The following is a 21,246-nucleotide window of genomic DNA, read 5'->3' on the forward strand; positions in this document are numbered from 1 at the left end:
GGAATGCACATTGTTGACCGACGCCTGAACCCAGGCGGCAAAAGTTTAGAAAATCGTCAACGATTTTTGCGAAGAGCAAAAGCGCTGGTGCAGAGAGCGGTCTACGAGACCTCTCAAAATCGCGACATTCAGGACATTCTGAAAGGTGGCGAAATCAGCATTCCCCTAGATGGAACCGAGGAACCTCGGTTCCATCGCGGCCCGGAAGGGCTGCGGGAGCATATTCTTCCCGGCAACAAGGACTTCCTAGAAGGCGACATCATCCCTCGTCCGGAAAGCGGCGGCGGCAAGCCGCGCGCCGGCGGCGACGGTACCGGCGAAGACGCCTTCCGCTTCATCCTGACGCGCGATGAGTTCCTCGATCTCTTCCTCGACGATCTCGAGCTGCCGGATCTTGCCAAGCGGAGGCTGATATCGACAGACCAGATCAATCCAGTACGATCAGGCTATTCGGTGACGGGATCGCCCGCCAATCTGGCGATCAACCGCACCATGCGGCTGGCGATGATGCGGCGTGTCGCCCTGCATCGTCCGAAGCCGGAAACGGTCGCCAAGCTCGTCGAAGAGGCAGAAGAGTGCAAGGACGAGAAGCGTCGGGCCCAGCTCGAGGCTGAGATCAAGCTGCTGGAATCCAAGGTTCGGCGCATTCCCTATATCGATCCGATCGACATCCGCTATCGCCGTTTCGAGAACGAGCCGAAGCCGGTGGCGCAGGCCGTCATGTTCTGCCTGATGGACGTATCCGGCTCGATGTCCGAGCACATGAAGGATCTCGCCAAGCGCTTCTACATGCTGCTCTATATCTTCCTGACCCGGCAGTATCGCCGTGTCGAGATCGTCTTCATCCGCCATACCGACGTGGCCGAGGAGGTCGATGAGGAGACGTTCTTCCGCAGTCCGGCGACGGGTGGTACACAGGTTTCGAGTGCGCTCGAAGCGATGCGGCGGATCGTGCATGATCGCTTCCCTGCATCGGACTGGAATATCTATGCCGCGCAGGCATCGGACGGCGACAACGCCTATTCCGACAATGCGACGACCGCTGCGCTCCTGACTGGCGAAATCCTGCCGGTTTGCCAGTATTTCGCCTATCTGGAAGTGGGCGAATCACGCAGCGCCGCGATCTCGTCGGGCTCGGCGATCTGGTCGCTCTACGAGCGGCTGCAGGCGGCCTGGCCGGTGCTCTCGATGCGGCGGGTGAACGATCGTAGCCAGATCTATCCGGTCTTCCACGATCTCTTCCAGCGTCGGACGGCAGAAACAAGGAGCGGATGATGGCGAAAGCATCGATGGAACGGCTTTTTGAAGGTGCGGACTGGGATTTCGCCACCATTCAGCGAATCCACGATGCCTGCGAGAAGATTGCCGTCAAAGAACTTGGTCTCGATGTCTACCCCAATCAGATCGAGATCATCACTGCCGAGCAGATGCTCGATGTCTATTCCTCGATCGGCATGCCGCTGTTCTACAAGCACTGGTCCTTCGGCAAGCATTTCGCCCATCACGAGGCCTTCTATCGCAAGGGTCTTCGCGGGCTCGCCTACGAGATTGTCATCAACAGCTCGCCCTGCATTTCCTACCTGATGGAGGAGAATACGGCGACGATGCAGGCGCTGGTCATTGCGCATGCCGCCTTCGGCCACAACCACTTCTTCAAGAACAACTACCTGTTCAAGCTTTGGACGGATGCCGAGGGCATTCTCGACTACCTCAATTTCGCCAAGAGCTATGTCGCTCGTTGCGAGGAGCGTTACGGCCATGCCACCGTCGAGCGGACGCTGGATTCCGCGCATGCGCTGATGTCGCATGGCGTGCATCGCTATGCCGGCAGGAAGACGCCTGACCTGCGCGACGAGGAAAAGCGCGAGCGCGAGCGGCGCGAATATGATGAGCGGATCTTCAATGATCTCTGGCGCACGATTCCGGTTGGGCCAGGCAAGAAGGTGCCCGACCTCGATCTGGAGCGCCGGCGTGCGCTCGCGGGCCTGCCGCAGGAGAACATCCTTTACTTCCTGGAGAAGATGGCGCCGCGGCTGAAGCCCTGGCAGCGCGAGATCATCCGCATCGTTCGGCACGTCGCCCAGTATTTCTACCCGCAGAGCCAGACCAAGGTGATGAACGAGGGCACGGCGACCTACGTGCACTATCGCATCATGACCCGGCTGCATGAGCTTGGCGGTATCAGCGACGGCGATTTCCTGGAATTCCTGAAATCCCATACCAACGTGGTTTTCCAACCGACCTTCAACGATCAGCGCTATTCCGGCCTCAACCCCTATGCGATCGGTTTTGCCATGATGCAGGACCTCGAGCGCATCGTGACGAAGCCGAAGGAGGAGGACCGGCAGTGGTTCCCGGAAATCGCCGGCACCGGCGATGCCATGGCGGTGCTGCGCGACCTCTGGGCCAATTATCGTGACGAGAGCTTCGTATCTCAATTCCTCAGTCCGCATCTGATGCGGAAGATGCGGATGTTCCACCTGACCGACGATCCCGAAGAGGAAGAGGGTTTGCGCGTGTCGGCGATCCATGACGAGCGTGGCTACCGGCGCATCCGCCGCGAACTGGCGCGGCAATATGACGTCGGCTGGATCGATCCGCATATCGAGATCGTCGATGTCGATCTCGCCGGCGACAGGCGGCTGATCGTCCGGCACACGGTGCTGAACGGCGCCCTCCTGGAGGATATGGATGCCAAGCGGGTGCTGCAGCATCTTGCCGACCTCTGGAGTTATGATGTGGTGATGCAGGAAGTCGATGGCGCCGGGACGGTGCTTCGCGACCACCTGGTGCATCCGCGCTCTTCCGTGCTCGCGGCGTGAGAGCTCAGACCTTCTATGAGGACTTTTCAGGTCGACGGTGATGGCCGCTTACCTGCACACCATCTTCCGGCTGCAGCTTGAGGAAGCCGGGTATGCCGAGCAGCGGGATCACGGCCATCAGCAGGAAAACCAGATGGAATTTCTCCGGCGTCAGCGGCGACCCATCCAGCGTGACCAGACCGAGCAGCATGGCGGCAACGGAAATGCCGAAGCTGACGCTCAATTGCTGCAATACGCCGCCAAGGCTGGTCGCGCGGCTAAGCTGGGCTGCCGGCGTATCGGAGTATGACAGCGTGTTGGAGGTCATGAATTGTGCCGCACGCGCCAGCCCGAAGACGAAGACATAGACAATGATGAACCAGTGCGGCGTCTCGGGCGTGATCAGGGCGAAACCGGCAACGACGGCTGCGCCAAAAACGGCACTCCATGTCAGGATGCGGTCGAAGCCATAAAGCTTCAGTAGTTTCACCGAAACGGGCCGCACGACGAGCGCACTAAGCGCACTGACGAAGGTCAGCGTGCCCGATACGATCGGGCTCAGGCCGAAGCCGACCTGCAGCATCAGCGGCAGCAGGAAGGGAACGCCATTCAGCCCGACGCGACAGATGCCGCCGGCAAGCGTACCGACGCGGAATGTGCGCAGCTTGAACAGGGTGAGATCCACAGCCGGCGATTCGGCCGTCCTCGCATAGCGGATGAAACCGACGAGCAGGAGACCGGCGGCGGCTAGAACAAGGAAGATGGCCCAGAGCGGAATTGTGGGACGGCCGATATTTTCGATACCGTATTGCAGCAGCACGCAGCCGACACCGACCATGACGAAGCCGGGAAAGTCGAACTTGATCGACTTGTCGCGTGTGGTGTCCTCGACATAGCGCAGCGCCATAAATATGCCGATCAGGCCGAAGGGCAGGTTCACCCAGAATATCCAGCGCCAGGAAAGATAGGTCGTCAGGAAGCCGCCGAGCACCGGACCGATCACCGGGCCGATGACGGCCGGTAGGGTCATGTAGGTCATCGCGGTTACAAGCTGGCTGCGCGGAAAGCTGCGGATGAGGATGAGCCGCCCGACCGGCGTCATCATCGCGCCGCCGAAGCCCTGCAACGCGCGCATGGCGATCAGCATGGGCAAGCTCGTCGCCAGGCCGCACAGGATCGAGCCGAGCGTGAAGATGAAGAGGGACAGGGCGAAGATACGACGGGCGCCGAAGCGATCCGCGAACCAGCCGCTCACCGGGATGAACATGGCAAGCGTCAGGATATAGGTCGTCACCGCCAGGTTCATGCGCACCGGAGTGGTGCCGAGGCTTTTGGCGATATCCGGAACGGCGGTGATGAGAATGGTCGAATCGAGCTGTTCCATCAGGAAGGCGACAGCGACCACGGCGGGTATGATGTAGCGGAGGCGAGGGCTGCGTTCGACCGCGAAAGTCTGGCCCTGCGGATGGGGATCTGTCGAATCCATGGGATGTAGTAGCTTTCCACCGCCGAAGGGGGATCCGGCGTGTTCATGATAGGCATGAATCCCTACGGAAACCGCTTTGTGCTTTCGGGAATCATGTTGCTAGCGGCCGGTGATCCGCCGACCTTCGGAATCGTCCGCATATGACCACCATCCATGGCGCAGCGCAACAAAAACCGGACAGACCGAACGCTCGATCGTCATCCGGTATTCGTCCGGTCGCCTAGAGCGGTTACGCGTTTCACGGAATCGCCTAACCGCTCTAGGTTATTGTTTTGCGCAATTCCGGACGGAAAACCGCTATGCACTTTTCCCGGAATTGCTCTAGTTGATCGATAAGGGGGAGGGCAGCGTCCAGCGCGCCTTGTCGAAGACGATGGCCGTTCGGATCTGCTCCGGCGCGGTTCTTCGCAATTCCAGCTGAAGATTGAAGCTGTTGTTGCTCTGGAACTCCTTGAAGAAGCTGAGTTTGGCGCCGAAGGCTTGCAGCGTCACGTCCTGCAGTTTGCCGATCGCATCCAGCGCCGTCTGAAAATCCAGCCAGTGCGTCTCGTTCAGCAGCAGCACGACGGCATCAACGAAGGTGCCGCCGATGGCCTTGCCATCGGGATTGTCGGGCATGATCACCTTGATGCGGATGGTGTCGAGCTCGCCGGTCGGCTTGCCGCGGGCAATGATGAAGAAAGATGCCGCGTTCGCATTGCCGTAGGCGCCTTTCTGAATGGCATAGCTGCATTCGGATGTGCCGGTGGCCAATTCGCTTTGCCGCCATTCGCCCACGGGCAGGCCGAATTTCACCAGATCGGCGCAAAGCGTCTGGCCCGATATCCGCCAGCTTCGCACGAAGGCGCTCAGCAACGTGTCGACGGGAGCGTCGAACAGGTGGGAGGTTCTTGTGGGGCGTGGTTTGGTCGCCGCCACCTTGGCCGGCGTCGCGGGGGCATGCGCAGGCGCGCCAGCTGCTACAGCCGCGGCATTTCCAGCCGTATTGGCTGGGACAGCTCCGACAGTCGGCGAACTCTTGGTCCTGGCGGCTTTCGCCGACGACGTTGCAGCCTGTTGTTCCGGCCGGGGAAACAGGTTCAGGTGATAACGTCTGTCCAGCGCTCTCAGGTTACGCATGTCGTTGGCAAGCAACGCCGTCGCCAAGATGATCGAGCCGATGACAACAGCCGCAATCCAGAAGACAGCCCTGCTTTTCTTGCTAGGTGGCGCCACCGACATGATTCAGATCTACAGCTACTCCCGAGGAAACCTGCCTTGCTGCAATAACTGTCTGTTGCGCAGCCCGTCCATCGCTACAGCATATGCGTTTATGAACGATTGATCATTCTAATGTTTCTTTGTCAATTCATGACGTTGCTCAGGCGAAGTAGGCCTTGAGCGCCCTGACGGTTTCTGCATCGGTGTGGCGTGCCGATGGCGTCGAGAATCCGAGCGCGAGCAGGCGCTCGTCCGTCTCTGTTGTGGTGACGGCACAGGAGGAATGAACTTCGCTGATCGGCAATCGTGGCCACAATTGACCGATCGTCGCGATGTTGACGCCCGAGCCGGGCATGATGGAGATGCGGCCGGCGGCAATGGTGATCGCCTGCTCGAGCGCGGCGACCCCATCAGCGGCAGTCTTTGCGCCACCCGATGTGAGGATGCGTTCGAAGCCGAGGGAAACGGCCACTTCCACGGCATCGCCTATATCGGGGACGAGATCGAAGGCACGATGCAGCGTCGTGCCAAGACCTTCGGCATGGGCGGCGAGCGCCGCCAGCGCATCGAAATCGAGCCGTCCGTCCGGCAGCGATGCGCCGAGCACGACGCCGGCCAGGCCCGCATGCCGGGCCGCATCGATGTCGCGCTTCATGATGGCGAGTTCGTCGGCCGAATAGACGAAGCTGCCGGCGCGCGGGCGGATGATGGCATAGGCGGGAACGGGCGTGCTGGCCGCGGCTGCCATGAGGCCGGCGCTCGGTGTCAAGCCGCCGACGGCGAGTGCGCTGCAAAGCTCGATGCGATCGCCGCCACCCTCGACGGCGGCCATGAGGCCGGCAACATCCTCGACGCAGACCTCAAGCAGCATGGTCGCGCTCTCCGGCATATTGCAGCCCCAGCAGGGCAGCACCGATGAGCCCAGGTTCGAGCTTGCATTGGCTGGGCACCACCAGCGGCCGACCGAATTTGCGCAGGATGCGGTCGCGCACCGCCTCGTCCAGCCGCGCCAGCAGCAGTTCGACATTGGAAAGGCCGCCGCCGACCGGGACGATGGTTGCGCCTGTTATGTTGACCGTCAGCGCGAGCGGCGAGGCGACCAGGTCGATCATGACGTCGATCGTGCGCCGTGCCTGTGCGTCGTCCTTCAGCCAATGGTCGATGATCTCTTCGCTGGACAATTCCAGCCCGTGCAGCGTCTTGTGCAGGCGTTCGATGCCGCGGGCGCCGCCGACGGTATCGACGCAGCCCTTCTGGCCGCAGCCACAGGGATAGGCCGGGATGGCGACCGGCGGATCGCCGGCATGGGACGCGATGATAGGCCCGTGACCCCATTCGCCGGCAAAGCCACCGGCAGCGTTGACGAGACGGCCGTCCGCCACAAGGCCGCCGCCGACGCCGGTGCCGAGAATGGCGCCGAACACGATGCGATGGCCACGGCCGGCACCGGACATGGCTTCCGCCATGGCGAAGCAATCGGCATCGTTGGCGATCAGGACGGGATGGCCGAGTTCGGCCTCCAGGTCTGCGGCCAGGCGTCGACCATGGATGCAGGGAATGTTGGCGCAGGTGAGCGCCTGCGTATCGGGATCCACCACGCCGGCAATGGAAAAGGAGAGGCAATCCGGCCTTTCGCCTGCTTCGGCGATGACGACGCGCAGCGCTTCGACGAATTCAGCGAAGTCATGCTTGGGGGTGGGGCGCCGCGCAAGCGGCATAATATCCGTCATGGAGCGGGCTATGCCGCCTTTGATGGCGCTACCGCCGATGTCGAAGGAAACGATCATGAATACCGACCTGCAGGAAACATGCGGCACTTGCTCGCACCCTTTGCCGGTCTTTGCAAGATCAATCCGTGCCGGGCTGCGAAGCCGTCAGCCGGCAGGCAGCGTGATCTTGGCCTCGAAGCCATCGGCTCTGCCCGTGGCGGGCGACAGCAGATCGATGCGTCCGCCGATCTGATCGACGATGCGTTCGACAATGGAAAGCCCGAGGCCCGAACCGGCGGCCGTGGTCTTGCCGCGCCAGAAGCGTTTCTTCAGGCCGGCCAGCTCTTCCTGCGAAAGCACAGTGCCAGCGTTGACGACGCGGACTATGCCGTCGTCGATGCTGATGGTCACTTCGTCGTCGACCGGGCCGTGGATCAACGCGTTTTCGATCAGATTGCGCATGACGATGGCGAAGGCATCGATATCGACGTTGCGGATCAGTTTTTCCTTGGCGTCGTTCGCCAGCAGGACGCGGCCGGCGGTGCCGGTGTCGCGGTCGTAGTCTCCGATGACGGTTTCGATGACCGCGATCAGATCGGCGGGCTTGTCGCCGGCGCCGATGCCGGCCTGGGCGCGGGAGAGCTGCAGCAGCTTTTCTGCCAGCCGGGCGAGATTGGACAGCGAGGTCTCGATGCGGCCGGCGCGTTCCGTCAGCTGGCCCTGCGGCAGTTCGGCGAGCAGGCGCTGGGTCTGCGCGAGAGCGCCCGCGATCGGCGTGCGCAGTTCGTGGGCGCTGTTGGCGGTGAATTCGCGCTCGGCCTCGAGGGCGAGCCGCAGACGATCGAGCAGCAGGTTGACGGAGCGGGCGATCGGCTGGAGTTCGCGCGGCAGCACGTCGCTATCCAACGGCGCCATATTGCCGCTGTCCTTGGTGGCGATCTGCGATCTCAAACGGTCGATCGGTCGCAGAGAGCGGCCGACAACGAAGCCGATGGCAATGATGCTGGCGGGGATAAGGGCCAGCAAAGGCCAGAGCAGCGCGACGCCGCTTTCCCGCGAGGCTTCCCGGCGATTCTTGAAGGCATCGGCGACATGCAGGAAGACTGAGCCGTTCTGGGATGATTCCGTGTAGATGCGATATCGCGGCGTGTTGTGGAAGCCGACCTTCAACGGCACGTCGTAGGCCGTCGCGGGCGCGTCGTGCGAATGGAGGATGACCTTGCCGTTTCCGTCGAGTACCTGATAGGTCAGATATTCGCGGTTCAGCCCCTTGTTGAGTTCCTCGAGGCTTTGCGGGTCGCTCGAGGGGTCGCGATTGGCAAGGTCGTCGAGCACCAGCGGCATCAGCCGCTCGGCGGTTTCCTGCAGCGCGCCGTCAAAGGTCTCCGAGAGTTCCTTGTTGACCACGTAGACGCCGATGCCGACGGCGATCAGCCAGAAGACCACGACCGTGCCCGTGAGCGCGGCGATGAGACGCCCCGTGAGGCTGGCGCGGCTAGGCCCCGTGCGCTCAGTCATCGTTCACCCAGGCAATAGCCGACGCCGCGGGCCGTCCGAATGCGGTCCCTGCCGATCTTCTTGCGCAGACGGCTGACATAGACTTCCACCGTATTGCTCTCGATCTCGGAGCCGAAGGCGTAAAGCGCTTCCTCTATCTTGTCTTTCGACACGATGGCGCCCGGTCGTGCCACAAGCAGATCGAGCACGGCCCATTCGCGTCCGGTGAGAACGATGTCCTTGCCGTCAAGCCGGACGCGCCGCTGCGGCTGATCGATTTCGAGATCGGCGAACCGAATGGTCGGTTGTGGACTGCCGGTATAACGGCGGGCGACCGCCAGGATGCGGGCGGTGAGTTCGCCGAGATTGAAGGGCTTGACGAGATAGTCGTCGGCGCCGCTGTTCAGGCCTTCGATGCGATCGGAGATCTGGTCGCGGGCGGTGAGGATCATGACCGGGGTTTCATCCGGTCTGCGGCGCAGTCTTTTCAGAAAATCGACGCCGCTGCCATCCGGAAGTTGCAGGTCGAGCAGGATGAGTCCGTATTGAACGGCGTTGGTGACCTCGTCGGCATCGGCCAGATTTTTAACCCAGTCGACGGCATGGGGACCTGCCGCGATATGATCGCGAACCGCGCTGCCGATCGTATCATCGTCTTCCACCAGAAGAATTCGCACCTGTGCCTCTCAACTACTGACCGCACCTCAGTTAATGCCGGCGAACCTATCGGGTCAATAACGGCCGAAATAAGCCGTACCGAGATGAGCGCTTTCATAGCCTGATTTCCTTCCGAAAACGTTCCCGGTGCCTATGGACAGATAGGAACGCCGTAGTTACTTCTTTGCCCCGGAGAACGAAGCGGCCGCGGGATAGCCGCCACAGGCAATCAAAGGATGCTCGGTCATGCTGAAGGGAATTTCGCCGCTGTTGAATGCGGACGTGCTGTACGCGTTGAAGTCGATGGGGCACGGCGACATGCTTGTCGTCGTCGACACCAACTTTCCCGCCGAAGCCATCGCTCAGCAGACGGTTTTGGGCCATCTGCTGCGCATCGACAACGTCCCGGCCGCCGACGCGGTTGCGGCGCTGCTGTCCTTGATGCCGCTCGATACGTTCATCGACGATGCAGCGACGCGCATGGAAGTGGTCGGCGCGCCTGACGAGGTGCCGCAGGTCCAGCGCGAGGTGCAGGCGGCGATCGACAAGGCCGAAGGCAAGCATTGGCCACTGTCGCCTGTCGAGCGCTTCGCTTTCTACGAGCGTGCAAAGAATGCCTATTGCGTTGTTCAGACCGGCGAACGCCGCTTCTACGGTTGTTTCACCTTGACCAAGGGCGTCATCCCGCCGGAAACTGAGTGATCCGATACTCGGACAAGAGCGCTGTTTCGGTAAAGGAATGCGATGGCGAAGAAGCTGGATTCCCAAGGGCGGCTTGACGACGCGGCGCGAGCCGGGTGGCTCTACTATGTCGCCGGGCGGACACAGGACGAGATTGCCGTCGCCATGGGGATCTCCCGACAATCGGCGCAGAGGCTGGTATCCCTCGCTGTCGCGGAACGGCTGATCAAGGTGCGGCTGGATCATCCGATCGCCGCCTGCCTGGAATATGCCGCTGCATTGCGCGAGAAATTCAATCTCCGGCATGTCGACGTGGTGCCGAGCGATCCCGACGGCACGTCCTCCACGATCGGCATCGCCCAGGCGGGCGCCGCCGAAATCGAGCGCTGGCTGAGGCGCAGCGATCCGATCGTGCTGGCGATCGGTACCGGTCGCACGCTGAAGGCCGCGGTTGATCAACTGCCTGCCATCGAATGTCTGCAGCATCGCGTGGTGTCGCTAACAGGCAATATCGGCCCGGACGGCTCGGCCGCCTATTACAACGTCATCTTCAGCATGGCCGACGTCGTCAAGGCGCGGCACTTTCCGATGCCGCTGCCGGTGCTCGTATCGTCGGCCGGGGAGCGCGAGCTGCTGCATGCGCAGGCGCTGGTGCGCTCGACGCTCGATATCAGCGCGCAGGCCGACGTGACCTTCGTCGGTATCGGCGAGATGGGCATCGATGCGCCCCTTTGCCTCGACGGTTTTCTCGAGAAGGATGAGATGCTGGTGCTGATGAGGCGCGGCGCTGCCGGCGAGATCTGCGGCTGGGTTTTCGACGGCGAGGGGAAGCTGATGCCTGATGACGTCAACGATCGCGTCGCAAGCGCCCCCCTGCCGTCGCGCGATACCTCTTCCGTCATTGGAATCGCCAAGGGAAGACGCAAGTTCGAGGCGATCAAAGCGGCCGTCGTCGGCCGCCAAATCAACGGTTTGATTACCGATGAGGCGGTTGCTGAATTTTTGCTCAGGGTGTGAGCAAAAAATATACTCCATGAAAACAAACAGATAGGTTGCTTGCTCGGCAATGCAGCAACGAATTCGCATTGACATTTTGTCGCAACCGGTGAGTAATTGCCCACGAGCAAAGCGAATGCTCATTTTTAATCTTCTGGGAGGAAGATATGAAATTGAAAACTTTATTGCTGAGCGCCTGCTCGGCCCTGATGTTTGCCGGCTTGGCGTCTGCTGAAACCCTTACAATTGCGACAGTCAACAATGGCGACATGGTCCGTATGCAGAAGCTTACGGACGATTTCAAAGCCAAGAACCCCGATATCGACCTTCAATGGGTCACTCTTGAAGAAAACGTATTGCGCCAGAAGGTTACGACCGACATCGCCACCAAGGCGGGCCAATACGACGTTCTGACGATCGGCACCTATGAAGTGCCGATCTGGAGCAAGCTCGGCTGGCTCGCGCCGCTCGACACGCTCTCCGGCGACAAGAACTATGATGTGGATGACCTGCTCCCGGCCATTCGCAGCGGCCTGACCTCGGACGGCAAGCTTTACGCGGCACCGTTCTACGGCGAAAGCTCGATGGTGATGTACCGCAAGGACCTGTTCGACAAGGCCGGCCTGAAGATGCCGGATGCGCCGACCTGGGATTTCATCGCCGATGCCGCCCGCAAGATCACCGACAAGGATCATGAACTCTACGGCATCTGCCTTCGTGGCAAGGCCGGCTGGGGCGAGAACATGGCGTTCCTGACGGCGATGTCGAATTCGTTCGGCGCGCGCTGGTTCGACGAGAAGTGGAAGCCACAGTTCGATCAGCCGGAGTGGAAGGACACGCTCGACTTCTACGTCAAGCTGATGAAGGACGCCGGCCCTCCGGGCGCATCGTCGAACGGCTTCAACGAAAACCTGTCGCTCTTCCAGACCGGCAAGTGCGGCATGTGGATCGACGCGACGGTTGCCGCTTCGTTCGTTTCCGACCCGAAGCAGTCGAAGGTGGCAGACAAGGTCGGCTTCGCACTGGCTCCGGACAAGGGCCTCGGCAAGCGTGGCAACTGGCTCTGGGCATGGAACCTCGCCATCCCGGCCTCTTCGAAGAAGACCGATGCCGCCGAGAAGTTCATCGCCTGGGCAACCAGCAAGGATTACACCAACCTTGTCGCCCAGAAGGAAGGTTGGCTGAACGCACCTCCCGGCACCCGTACGTCGCTCTATGCGAGTGCGGATTACCAGAAGGCAGCTCCTTTCGCGAAGATGACGCTCGACTCGATCAACTCTGCTGATCCGACGCATCCGACCGTCAAGCCGGTTCCCTATGTCGGCGTCCAGTTCGTAGCCATTCCCGAATTCCAGGGCATCGGCACGGCTGTCGGCCAGCAGTTCTCTGCAGCCCTTGCCGGTCAGATCTCCGTGGATCAGGCTCTCAAGGCTGCACAGCAGCTGACCAGCCGCGAAATGACGAAGGCCGGATATCCTAAATAAAGTCCTTTGAAGGTATGGAAAGCAGTGCTCCTCTCGGGTATTGCTTTCCACCAGGCCGCCGAGCGCCCGAATTGCCCTTGGCGGCCCTTTTTGTTTCAGCCGGTCCACGGCCACCTCTCCCTGCTTAAAAGATAGGTCGGTACTTGCCATGGCAACGTTGCACACCCGTTCCGCCGCGCGCGTCATGATGGCGCCATCGGTTCTCCTCCTCTTCGCGTGGATGATCGTCCCGCTCGTCATGACGATCTATTTCTCGACGCTGAACTACAATCTCCTGTCGCCTGGCGCGCACGACTTCGTCGGTTGGCTTAACTACGAATATTTCGTCAGCGACCCGGCCTTCTGGAGTTCGTTGATCGTGACGCTGCTGCTCGTCGGCGGTGCGTTGTTGATTACCGTTGTTGGCGGCATTGCGCTGGCACTCCTTCTTGATCAGCCGATCTTCGGCCAGGGTATCGTGCGCATGCTGGTGCTTGCGCCCTTCTTCGTGATGCCGACGGTCGCAGCCCTCATCTGGAAGCATATGTTCATGAACCCGGTGAACGGGCTCCTGGCGCATCTGTTCCGATTGTTCGGGCTCGATCCGCTGACCTGGCTGGAAACCGTTCCGTTGCTGTCGGTCATCATCATCGTCGCCTGGCAATGGCTGCCCTTCGCCACGCTCATCCTGCTGACGGCCTTGCAGTCGCTGGACGAAGAGCAGAAGGAAGCCGCCGAAATGGACGGCGCAGGCGCGATCTCGAAATTCATCTACCTCACCCTGCCGCATCTGGCCCGCGCCATTACGGTCGTGATCCTGATCGAGACGATTTTCCTTCTGTCCGCCTTTGCCGAAATCCTCGTCACCACCAATGGCGGCCCGGGCACGGCGACGACCAATCTCACCTATCTGGTCTATTCGCAGATCGTCCTGTCACAGGATGTCGGCGGCGCATCGGCAGGCGGCATCATCGCAGTCATCCTCGCCAATATCGTCGCGATCTTCCTGATGCGCGCGGTCGGCAAGAATCTGGAGGCTTAAGATGGCACGCAAAGTCACTACGCAACGCAAGGTGTTCGTGTCGGTGGTCGCCTGGATCGTCGCCCTGCTCATCTTCTTCCCGATCCTGTGGACGATCCTGACGAGCTTCAAAACGGAAGGGGATGCGATCGCCTCGCCGCCGCAGTTCCTCTTCTTCCACTGGACGCTGGAGAATTATTTCGAGGTGCAGTCGCGCTCGGATTATTTCCTCCACTTCGGCAACTCGGTCATCATCGCCTTCGGTTCGACGATCCTCGGCCTGATCGTCGCCGTTCCCGCCGCCTGGGCCATGGCATTTTCGCCGACCAAGCGGACCAAGGACGTGTTGATGTGGATGCTGTCCACGAAGATGATGCCGCCGGTCGGCGCCTTCATTCCGATCTATCTGCTGTTCCAGGGCTTCGGACTGCTCAACAACCAGTTCGCCAGCCGGGTCGGCATGGTGGTCGTGCTGATGCTGATCAACCTGCCGATCATCGTCTGGATGCTCTATACCTACTTCAAGGAAATCCCCGGCGAGATCCTAGAAGCGGCCCGCATGGATGGCGCGACGCTGGTAAAGGAGATCATCTACGTGCTGACGCCGATGGCGATCCCCGGCCTTGCCTCGACGATGTTGCTCAATATCATCCTCGCATGGAACGAGGCGTTCTGGACGCTCAACCTGTCTGCCGTCGACGCGGCACCGCTGAGCACCTTCATCGCCTCCTATTCCAGCCCGGAGGGCCTGTTCTATGCCAAGCTTTCGGCGGCATCGACCATGGCGATCGCTCCGATCCTGATCCTCGGCTGGTTCAGCCAAAAACAACTCGTTCGCGGCCTCACCTTCGGCGCGGTTAAGTAAGGGAGAGAAACATGGGTAGCATTGTCCTTAAGAAGGTTTCTAAGGTCTTTGGCGAAGCCAAGGTCATCCCTTCCATCGACCTCGAAATCAACAATGGTGAGTTCGTGGTGTTCGTCGGCCCGTCGGGTTGCGGCAAATCCACGCTGCTGCGTCTGATCGCCGGTCTCGAAGACGTCTCCGGCGGCCAGATCCTGATCGACGGCAAGGATGGCACCAATCTGAAGCCATCCGACCGAGGGTTGGCCATGGTGTTCCAGTCCTATGCGCTCTATCCGCATATGAGTGTACGCAAGAACATCGCCTTTCCGCTGAAGATGGCGAATATGCCGCAGGCGGAAATCGACAAGAAGGTGGCGGACGCAGCGCGCGTCCTCAATCTGACAGACTATCTGGAGCGCAAGCCGCGCCAGCTTTCCGGCGGCCAGCGCCAGCGCGTTGCCATCGGCCGCGCCATCGTGCGCCAGCCGGCGGCCTTCCTGTTCGACGAGCCTTTGTCGAACCTGGACGCGGCGCTACGCGTCAACATGCGCCTCGAGATCAGCGAGCTGCATCAGCAGCTTAAGACGACGATGGTCTACGTGACGCACGATCAGGTCGAAGCCATGACCATGGCCGACAAGATCGTCGTGCTTAACCGCGGCAACATCGAGCAGGTGGGCTCGCCGCTGGAGCTCTACAAGAGCCCGCGCAATATCTTCGTCGCCGGCTTCATCGGCTCGCCGAAGATGAACCTTGTGAAGGGCGCCTATGCGCAGAGCCTTGGCGGCGACACGATCGGCGTGCGGCCGGAACATATCCTGCTCTCGACCACCTCGGGTGACTGGCAGGGCAAGGTGACCGTCGCCGAGCATCTTGGCTCCGACACGTTCCTGCACATCGACGTCGACGGGATCGGCACGGTGACCGCGCGCGGTTCCGGCGATTTCCCTGCCCGCGCCGGAGATACCGTCTACCTGACCCCAGACAAGGCGCATATCCACCGGTTCAACGCCGAAGGATTGTCGATCTGAGCCACAAGCCGAGGCCGTGCGCGCCGCACACGCTCGGCAAATGCATCTGTCCCGGTCCGCATCCATCGATATCTGCGGGCCGGGAAGCATACCAGCCGGGACGGTCCACCCAAGCCGTCCGGAGCCAGAGACCTTTCCAGAAGGACTAGAGACATGACGTGCAAATTATCGCTCGCAACTCTCCAGGAGGCGGCCGCAACGGCCGCCATTCCCGCATATGATCCGAAGTCGCTGTCGGCGGGCATCGTGCATTTCGGTGTCGGTAATTTCCATCGCGCGCATCAGGCAATCTATCTCGACGACCTGTTCAACGCCGGCCACGACCATGACTGGGCGATCATTGGCGCGGGCGTGCTACCGTCCGATGCCGCCATGCGGGAAAAGCTCGCCGCCCAGGACTTTCTGACGACCGTCGTCGAGCAGGACAACAACCGCACGGCTGCCCGCGTCACCGCGCCCATGGTTGGCATCCTGCCGGTCGGCGATGCCAAGACGATCATCGCCAAGCTTGCCGATCCCACCATTCGCATCGTCTCGATGACGATTACCGAAGGCGGCTATTTCATCGATGCCTCCGGCAAGTTCAATCCGGCCCATCCGGCGATCGTCGCCGACGGACAGAACCCTGACGCGCCGAAGACGGTGTTCGGCCTTGTTGTCGCCGGCCTCAAGGTGCGCCGCGCTGCCGGCCTGCAGCCGTTCACCGTCATGTCCTGCGACAATATCCCCCATAACGGTGGCGTCACCAAAGCCGCGGTCATTGGTACGGCACGGCTTTCCGATCCGGCCTTTGCCGACTGGATCGCCGAAAATGTCGCCTTCCCGAACGGCATGGTCGACCGTATCACGCCGGCGACCGGCACGCGCGAGATCGATCTGCTCAAGGATGTTTTCGATATCGAGGACAATTGGCCCGTCTATTGCGAGGAATTCAAGCAATGGGTGCTGGAAGACAATTTTCCGGCAGGCCGCCCGGCGCTTGAGAAGGTCGGCGTTACCTTCGTGCCGGACGTTACGCCCTATGAGCACATGAAGATCCGCATCCTCAACGGCGGCCATGCGGCCATCGCCTATCCGGCGGCGCTGATGGACGTGCATTTCGTGCATGAGGCGATGGAGGAACCGTTGATCCGCGCCTATCTCGCCAAGCTCGAGAATGACGAGATCATTCCGGTCATTCCGCCGGTGCCGAACACGGTGCTCGCGGATTACTTCAAGCAGATCGAGCGGCGCTTCTCCAATCCGAAGATCGCCGACACCATTCCGCGTCTGGCGCAGGACGGCTCCAACCGCCAGCCGAAGTTCATCCTGCCGTCCACAGCCGATCGCTTGAGCCGCGGCGAGGATGTCGTCGGTCTCGCGCTGGTCTCCGCGCTGTGGTGCCGATATTTCGCCGGCAAAACCGACAGCGGCCAGGATATCGTTTTCAACGATGCCAGCGCCGAGCGGCTGCATGAAGCCGCTTTAAAGGCAAAGGACGATCCGGATGCCTTCCTGGTGTTCGACGATATCTTCGGCACCGTCGCCAAATCCGATCTCTTCCGCAAGCGCTTCGCGCATGCCCTAAAAACGCTGTGGGAAAAGGGTACCCGCGTCACCCTGCAGCTATACCTGGACAACAAACTCGCGGAATAACTTCTGAACGGTCGGAGTTCTCCTGCTCCGGCCGTTTTTCATTGTCATGCCGGTATTAGGGTCGGCGGGACAGCAACAGAATTCGGGTTGGATCTACGATGACCGATGCGGAGAAGGGGCTCGTAATCTTCGATTGCGATGGCGTGCTTGTCGATAGCGAGCCGCTATCGGTCAGCGTGCTCATCCAGGCGATGCACGATGTCGGCGTGGATATGAGCGAGGAGGATGTCTACAGCCGCTTCCTCGGCAAGAGCCTCGCGACGCTCGTTGACACGCTGCAGACGGAATTCGATGTCTTCATCGACCAGGTTTTTCTCGATCGCATCCGCAACGACCTTTACGAGCGCTTCAAGCACGAGCTGAAGCCGATCGACGGTATTGCGGCGACGCTGGATGCGCTTTCGCTCCCGCGTTGTGTTGCATCTTCGAGCCAGCTGGAACGTATCCGGCTCTCGCTCGGGGTGACCGGCCTTCTGCAGCGTCTGGAGCCGAATATCTTCAGCGCCAGCATGGTCAAGCGAGGCAAGCCCGCACCGGATCTCTTCCTCTTTGCCGCCGAACGGATGGGGGTCGCTCCAGGAGACTGTATCGTCGTCGAAGACAGTCCGGCGGGGATCACGGCGGCGCGGGCGGCGGGCATGACGGTTTTCGCCTTTACCGGTGGTTCGCACGCTCATTCACCCAGTTATCGCGCGGAACTGGAGCAGCTTTCTCCTGAAGTCGTGTTTGACGCGATGCCGGATTTGATACAACTTGTCCGCAACAAGAGATAAGTGGTCGGGACCTCTTTTGCATGCGTGATCACGTGGTTGCGGTCGATATCGGCACAGGCAGCGCACGCGCCGGTGTCTTCACGGCGAACGGCTCACTGCTGGGAAAAAGCGAATATCCGATCTTGATGAATCGCCCGCGTGAAAACCACGCCGAGCATGATTCCGAAGATATTTGGGCCGCCGTCTGCGCGGCCGTTCGTGGCGCGGTGAAGGTCTCCGGCGTCGATGCATCCGCTATCGGCGCGATCGGGTTCGATGCTACCTGTTCGCTGGTCGTGCGCGACAGGCAGGGCAGGCAGTTGACGGTTTCCACTGATGGCGAGAACCGTTTCGATACCCTCGTCTGGCTCGATCATCGGGCGCTTGCCGAGGCGGATTACTGCACGGCGACGGGGCACGAGGTTCTCGACTATTCCGGCGAGTTCATGTCGCCGGAAATGGAAATGCCGAAGCTGATGTGGCTGAAAGAGAACCTGCCCGAAAGCTGGGCGCAGGCAGGCTATTTCTTCGATCTCGCGGATTTCATGACCTGGAAGGCGACGGGTTCGTCGGCGCGCTCGCGCTGCACGCTCGTGGCGAAATGGAACTATCTCGCCCATCGCCAACCGGCTTGGCAGGCGGATTTCCTCAACGTGATCGGCCTCGGCGATCTGCGGGAGCGTGGCGGCCTGCCCGAGGAGAGCGTTCCCGTCGGAAAGAGCATGGGAACGCTGACGGCGGAGGCTGCCGAGGCGTTGGGGCTCGATCGCGCCTGTCATGTCGGCGCCGGCATGATCGACGCCTATGCAGGCGCGCTCGGTGCTCTCGGCGGGCATGCCGGCGATCTCGGCACCCTGGAACACCAGCTGGCACTCATCGCGGGAACGTCAAGCTGCATCGTCTCCTTCGCGCGCGAACGCAAGCGCAGCACCGGCATGTGGGGGCCTTATTACGAGGCTGTCTTTCCGGGCATGTGGCTTGCCGAAGCCGGGCAATCGGCAACGGGCGCGCTGCTCGACCATATCGTCAGCATGCATGCGGCCGGCGGCCAGCCGACGGCGGCATTGCACGACCGTATCGTCAAGAGGATCGCGGAGCTTCGGCTTGCCGAGGGCGAATCCCTCGGCGGACGCATCCATGTGCTGCCCGATTTTCACGGCAATCGGTCACCACTGGCCGATCCGCATGCGATGGGGGTCATCAGCGGCATGACGCTTGACGCTTCCTTCGACGGCCTTTGCCGGCTCTATTGGCGTACCAGCATCGGCATAGCGCTCGGTATCCGCCATATCCTCGACAGGATGCGCGACTATGGCTACGTGCATGACACGCTGCATGTCGCCGGCGGCCATGTGAAGAACTCGGTGCTCATGGAGCTCTATTCCGACGTCACCGGCTGCAGGGTCGTCGTTCCGAAAATGAACGAAGCGGTGCTGCTCGGGACCGCAATCGCGGCTTCCGTTTCCTGCGGTCTTCATGAAAGCCTGGCCGTGGCTGGCGCCGCTATGTATCCGGGCGGTTACGAACGTCTGCCGGATACCGGCAAGAAGGCGCTCTACGATCGCGAATACAGGCGCTTCCTTGCCATGTACCGGCATCGGGCCGAACTGGACGCGATGGAATAGTCGGTCGACTCGCCACGAGGGCGTCCGCTACCGCAGCGGCGCATAGGCAAACATGCCTTGCAGCTCTTCGATCCGGCGAATTCTGGTTTCCGCGGTTTCGCCGGCGGCTTGAATGACGGCTATGGCCAGGAATTCCAGCAGCGACATCATGGCCGAGAGGTTCTCGCGGCTATTGGCTCGCTGAGGCGGCAGCGACAGCGTGATGTTTGCGAATTCATGCGCCCATTCCGTGAATTGGCCGGTTGCCAGCAACACCTTGTGTCCGGCGCGACGGGCGGAACGCGCTAGGAGTCGCGACGCGACGAAGCGCGGTGAATCGATGATGATGAGCAGGCCGTCTTCGGATTGCCCGCCCAGCAGCTCGACATAGCTGCCATTGGCCCCGTCGAGGAAGAGCACATGATCGCGGGCAAATGTCAGGCGGTCGCAGAGATGGCGCCCGAGCCCTGCAAGGCGGGGGTGGGCGGTGATGAAGACATTCTTGGATGAAAGGATCGTTGTCACCGCTTCCAGCCATTGCGGCTGGTTGGCCAGATTGTAGATATGCTGCAGCATCTCGACCTGTTCAGCGATCTGGGTTGCGAGCGGGCGGCCCTCGCTGGCGTCCTTCTGAAGCTGCTCCATAATGTTAGGCAATTGTAACGTAACTGGGGTCAGGTTGTCCTTCAGATGGACCTTTATTCCGTCCAGTCCATGATAGCCGAGGGATCGCAGGAAACGCCCTACTGTCATCGGGCTCAGTTCCAGTCTATCGGCCACGGAGGAGGCCGTTTCGAAGGGCAGTTCATTCAGGTGTTCAGAGAAATACTTGGCAATACGTCGCTCGGCTGGTGTGCCAACCTTTATATATTCCCTAAGTTTCTGGCTAAGGTCTTCCAAATTTTGCGCCTCGCTGACGGTCTTTCCGATGTCTGGTCGCACCAACTGCTGGAACAATCGGGCGTGCAGATTTCACAAAGCCGCCGATCTTGTTTTGGTTGTTGTTCTTAATATGGCCTCCAGAATATATTAGCTTAAACTTTATTACAACAATGCAAATTTTTAATTGAGCGTATTCGTATACCGGCGGAGATATTGATATCGGCGCCGGCGCTACCTAGGTGTCTGATCACCAACCAGGAGATGTCGACCGAATGATTGTTCTTGCTGCGCGCCTTTCCTTGGCAAACCTCTTCGCACCGGAAACGCGCAAGGTCTTCTGGAAGGTTCTAGGTCTGACATTGCTGGCGCTCGCCGCGTTCTGGTTCCTGCTGCGCGGCGTGTTCAATTCCTTCGCTCTGCCCTGGCTGCAAGGTCTTATGCCGTCCGCTTCGGATTGGACGAGTTGGCTTACATTCTTCCTCGCCATTCTGGCCGGCATCGTGCTGGCGCTGGCGATGGCGCTGCTGATCTCGCCGGTGACAGCATTGATCGCCGGCCTCTTTCTGGACGATGTCGCCGAGGTCGTGGAAAGGCGCGACTATCCTTCCGATTCACCGGGAAAGGCCATGCCGATCGCGGCCGCAATGAAAAGCTCGGTGCGGTTTCTCGGCGTGGTCATCGTCGGCAATATCGTCGCCCTGTTCCTGCTGTTCATTCCGGGCGTCAATCTGATCGCCTTCTTTCTGGTGAACGGCTATCTGCTCGGTCGGGAATTCTTCGAGTTCGCCGCGATGCGTTTTCGCTCGCCGGAAGAGGCGCGGCAGTTCCGCGTCAAGCATGCCTTCACCGTGTTCCTCGCCGGCCTCGCGATCGCCGCCTTTCTTGCCATCCCGCTTCTCAATCTGCTGACGCCGCTATTTGCGGCTGGCATGATGGTGCATCTGCACAAGCTGATCTCGCGCCAGGAGATGGGCCTGCGTGCATGAC

General features: G+C 60.8%; 19 protein-coding genes. 12 read left to right on the forward strand and 7 right to left on the reverse strand.

Going from position 1 to position 21,246, the window contains the following annotated elements; genetic code table 11:
• Window positions 1-3: 3 nt before the first annotated feature.
• Window positions 4-1,275 carry a YeaH/YhbH family protein gene (locus JTP94_RS25840; RefSeq protein ID WP_204853272.1) on the forward strand — a complete coding sequence of 424 codons (1,272 nt, stop codon included), beginning with the start codon at window positions 4-6 and terminating at the stop codon, window positions 1,273-1,275.
• Window positions 1,272-2,822, forward strand: a complete 1,551-nt coding sequence (locus JTP94_RS25845; RefSeq protein WP_204853273.1) for a SpoVR family protein — start codon at window positions 1,272-1,274, stop codon at window positions 2,820-2,822. Before JTP94_RS25840 ends, JTP94_RS25845 begins: the two co-directional genes overlap by 4 nt.
• Window positions 2,823-2,835: 13 nt before the next feature.
• Here JTP94_RS25845 and JTP94_RS25850 read toward each other — a convergent pair whose 3' ends face one another.
• From JTP94_RS25850 to JTP94_RS25875, 6 genes are all read right to left on the reverse strand, one after another.
• Window positions 2,836-4,287 (reverse strand): DHA2 family efflux MFS transporter permease subunit, encoded by a 1,452-nt coding sequence (locus JTP94_RS25850; RefSeq protein WP_204853274.1) that lies wholly within the window; start codon window positions 4,285-4,287, stop codon window positions 2,836-2,838.
• A gap of 321 nt (window positions 4,288-4,608) precedes the next feature.
• Window positions 4,609-5,508, reverse strand: coding sequence for a DUF6030 family protein (locus tag JTP94_RS25855; RefSeq protein WP_204853275.1), 900 nt, complete (start codon window positions 5,506-5,508; stop codon window positions 4,609-4,611).
• 139 nt (window positions 5,509-5,647) lie between these two features.
• Window positions 5,648-6,358, reverse strand: a complete 711-nt coding sequence (locus JTP94_RS25860; protein ID WP_204853276.1) for a copper homeostasis protein CutC — start codon at window positions 6,356-6,358, stop codon at window positions 5,648-5,650.
• Window positions 6,348-7,274, reverse strand: coding sequence for an ROK family protein (locus tag JTP94_RS25865; RefSeq protein WP_204853277.1), 927 nt, complete (start codon window positions 7,272-7,274; stop codon window positions 6,348-6,350). Before JTP94_RS25865 ends, JTP94_RS25860 begins: the two co-directional genes overlap by 11 nt.
• Window positions 7,275-7,361: 87 nt before the next feature.
• Window positions 7,362-8,714 carry an ATP-binding protein gene (locus tag JTP94_RS25870; RefSeq protein ID WP_204853278.1) on the reverse strand — a complete coding sequence of 451 codons (1,353 nt, stop codon included), beginning with the start codon at window positions 8,712-8,714 and terminating at the stop codon, window positions 7,362-7,364.
• On the reverse strand, window positions 8,711-9,370 hold the full coding sequence (locus JTP94_RS25875) for a response regulator transcription factor (protein WP_034503178.1): 660 nt from the start codon (window positions 9,368-9,370) through the stop codon (window positions 8,711-8,713). Before JTP94_RS25875 ends, JTP94_RS25870 begins: the two co-directional genes overlap by 4 nt.
• 226 nt (window positions 9,371-9,596) lie before the next feature.
• Here JTP94_RS25875 and JTP94_RS25880 point away from each other — a divergent pair, with 226 nt between their 5' ends.
• The 9 genes from JTP94_RS25880 (at window position 9,597) to JTP94_RS25920 (ending at window position 19,398) form a co-directional block, all read left to right on the forward strand.
• The gene (locus JTP94_RS25880) at window positions 9,597-10,052 is read left to right on the forward strand and encodes an RbsD/FucU family protein (RefSeq protein ID WP_204853279.1); all 456 of its coding nucleotides are present in this window, start codon (window positions 9,597-9,599) and stop codon (window positions 10,050-10,052) included.
• A gap of 42 nt (window positions 10,053-10,094) precedes the next feature.
• Window positions 10,095-11,048 (forward strand): sugar-binding transcriptional regulator, encoded by a 954-nt coding sequence (locus tag JTP94_RS25885; RefSeq protein ID WP_204853280.1) that lies wholly within the window; start codon window positions 10,095-10,097, stop codon window positions 11,046-11,048.
• 146 nt (window positions 11,049-11,194) lie between these two features.
• On the forward strand, window positions 11,195-12,511 hold the full coding sequence (locus tag JTP94_RS25890) for a sugar ABC transporter substrate-binding protein (RefSeq protein WP_204853281.1): 1,317 nt from the start codon (window positions 11,195-11,197) through the stop codon (window positions 12,509-12,511).
• 148 nt (window positions 12,512-12,659) lie between these two features.
• Window positions 12,660-13,532, forward strand: a complete 873-nt coding sequence (locus JTP94_RS25895; RefSeq protein ID WP_204853282.1) for a carbohydrate ABC transporter permease — start codon at window positions 12,660-12,662, stop codon at window positions 13,530-13,532.
• A 1-nt stretch (window position 13,533) separates the two neighbouring features.
• Window positions 13,534-14,376: a carbohydrate ABC transporter permease gene (locus tag JTP94_RS25900; protein WP_204853283.1), complete on the forward strand. Its 843-nt coding sequence runs from the start codon at window positions 13,534-13,536 to the stop codon at window positions 14,374-14,376.
• An 11-nt stretch (window positions 14,377-14,387) separates the two neighbouring features.
• The gene (locus JTP94_RS25905) at window positions 14,388-15,386 is read left to right on the forward strand and encodes an ABC transporter ATP-binding protein (protein WP_204853284.1); all 999 of its coding nucleotides are present in this window, start codon (window positions 14,388-14,390) and stop codon (window positions 15,384-15,386) included.
• A gap of 153 nt (window positions 15,387-15,539) precedes the next feature.
• On the forward strand, window positions 15,540-17,021 hold the full coding sequence (locus JTP94_RS25910; protein ID WP_204853285.1) for a mannitol dehydrogenase family protein: 1,482 nt from the start codon (window positions 15,540-15,542) through the stop codon (window positions 17,019-17,021).
• Window positions 17,022-17,119: 98 nt separating this feature from the next.
• Window positions 17,120-17,794, forward strand: coding sequence for an HAD family phosphatase (locus JTP94_RS25915; RefSeq protein WP_204853286.1), 675 nt, complete (start codon window positions 17,120-17,122; stop codon window positions 17,792-17,794).
• Between the two features lie 20 nt (window positions 17,795-17,814).
• The gene (locus tag JTP94_RS25920; RefSeq protein WP_204853287.1) at window positions 17,815-19,398 is read left to right on the forward strand and encodes an FGGY-family carbohydrate kinase; all 1,584 of its coding nucleotides are present in this window, start codon (window positions 17,815-17,817) and stop codon (window positions 19,396-19,398) included.
• A 27-nt stretch (window positions 19,399-19,425) separates the two neighbouring features.
• Here the strand turns inward: JTP94_RS25920 and JTP94_RS25925 are convergent, their stop codons facing one another.
• Window positions 19,426-20,277 (reverse strand): MurR/RpiR family transcriptional regulator, encoded by an 852-nt coding sequence (locus JTP94_RS25925; protein WP_204853288.1) that lies wholly within the window; start codon window positions 20,275-20,277, stop codon window positions 19,426-19,428.
• 254 nt (window positions 20,278-20,531) lie between these two features.
• On the opposite strand from JTP94_RS25925, the gene JTP94_RS25930 reads away from it, so the two are divergent.
• Window positions 20,532-21,245, forward strand: coding sequence for a sulfate transporter family protein (locus JTP94_RS25930; protein WP_204853289.1), 714 nt, complete (start codon window positions 20,532-20,534; stop codon window positions 21,243-21,245).
• The last annotated feature ends 1 nt before the right edge of the window (window position 21,246 follow it).

Origin of the sequence: Martinezella lusitana (genome assembly GCF_016901135.1) — a bacterium.
GTDB classification, from domain to species: Bacteria; Pseudomonadota; Alphaproteobacteria; order Rhizobiales; family Rhizobiaceae; genus Rhizobium; species Rhizobium lusitanum_D.

Coding starts and splice junctions, on each gene's coding strand:
- JTP94_RS25865 (WP_204853277.1), bottom strand. CDS start 7,274: ATGATCGTTTCCTTCGACATCGGCGGTAGCGCCATCAAAGGCGGCATA.
- JTP94_RS25870 (WP_204853278.1), bottom strand. CDS start 8,714: ATGACTGAGCGCACGGGGCCTAGCCGCGCCAGCCTCACGGGGCGTCTC.
- JTP94_RS25845 (WP_204853273.1), top strand. CDS start 1,272: ATGATGGCGAAAGCATCGATGGAACGGCTTTTTGAAGGTGCGGACTGG.
- JTP94_RS25920 (WP_204853287.1), top strand. CDS start 17,815: ATGCGTGATCACGTGGTTGCGGTCGATATCGGCACAGGCAGCGCACGC.
- JTP94_RS25880 (WP_204853279.1), top strand. CDS start 9,597: ATGCTGAAGGGAATTTCGCCGCTGTTGAATGCGGACGTGCTGTACGCG.
- JTP94_RS25895 (WP_204853282.1), top strand. CDS start 12,660: ATGGCAACGTTGCACACCCGTTCCGCCGCGCGCGTCATGATGGCGCCA.
- JTP94_RS25905 (WP_204853284.1), top strand. CDS start 14,388: ATGGGTAGCATTGTCCTTAAGAAGGTTTCTAAGGTCTTTGGCGAAGCC.
- JTP94_RS25855 (WP_204853275.1), bottom strand. CDS start 5,508: ATGTCGGTGGCGCCACCTAGCAAGAAAAGCAGGGCTGTCTTCTGGATT.
- JTP94_RS25860 (WP_204853276.1), bottom strand. CDS start 6,358: ATGCTGCTTGAGGTCTGCGTCGAGGATGTTGCCGGCCTCATGGCCGCC.
- JTP94_RS25850 (WP_204853274.1), bottom strand. CDS start 4,287: ATGGATTCGACAGATCCCCATCCGCAGGGCCAGACTTTCGCGGTCGAA.
- JTP94_RS25900 (WP_204853283.1), top strand. CDS start 13,534: ATGGCACGCAAAGTCACTACGCAACGCAAGGTGTTCGTGTCGGTGGTC.
- JTP94_RS25885 (WP_204853280.1), top strand. CDS start 10,095: ATGGCGAAGAAGCTGGATTCCCAAGGGCGGCTTGACGACGCGGCGCGA.
- JTP94_RS25915 (WP_204853286.1), top strand. CDS start 17,120: ATGACCGATGCGGAGAAGGGGCTCGTAATCTTCGATTGCGATGGCGTG.
- JTP94_RS25910 (WP_204853285.1), top strand. CDS start 15,540: ATGACGTGCAAATTATCGCTCGCAACTCTCCAGGAGGCGGCCGCAACG.
- JTP94_RS25930 (WP_204853289.1), top strand. CDS start 20,532: ATGATTGTTCTTGCTGCGCGCCTTTCCTTGGCAAACCTCTTCGCACCG.
- JTP94_RS25890 (WP_204853281.1), top strand. CDS start 11,195: ATGAAATTGAAAACTTTATTGCTGAGCGCCTGCTCGGCCCTGATGTTT.
- JTP94_RS25840 (WP_204853272.1), top strand. CDS start 4: ATGCACATTGTTGACCGACGCCTGAACCCAGGCGGCAAAAGTTTAGAA.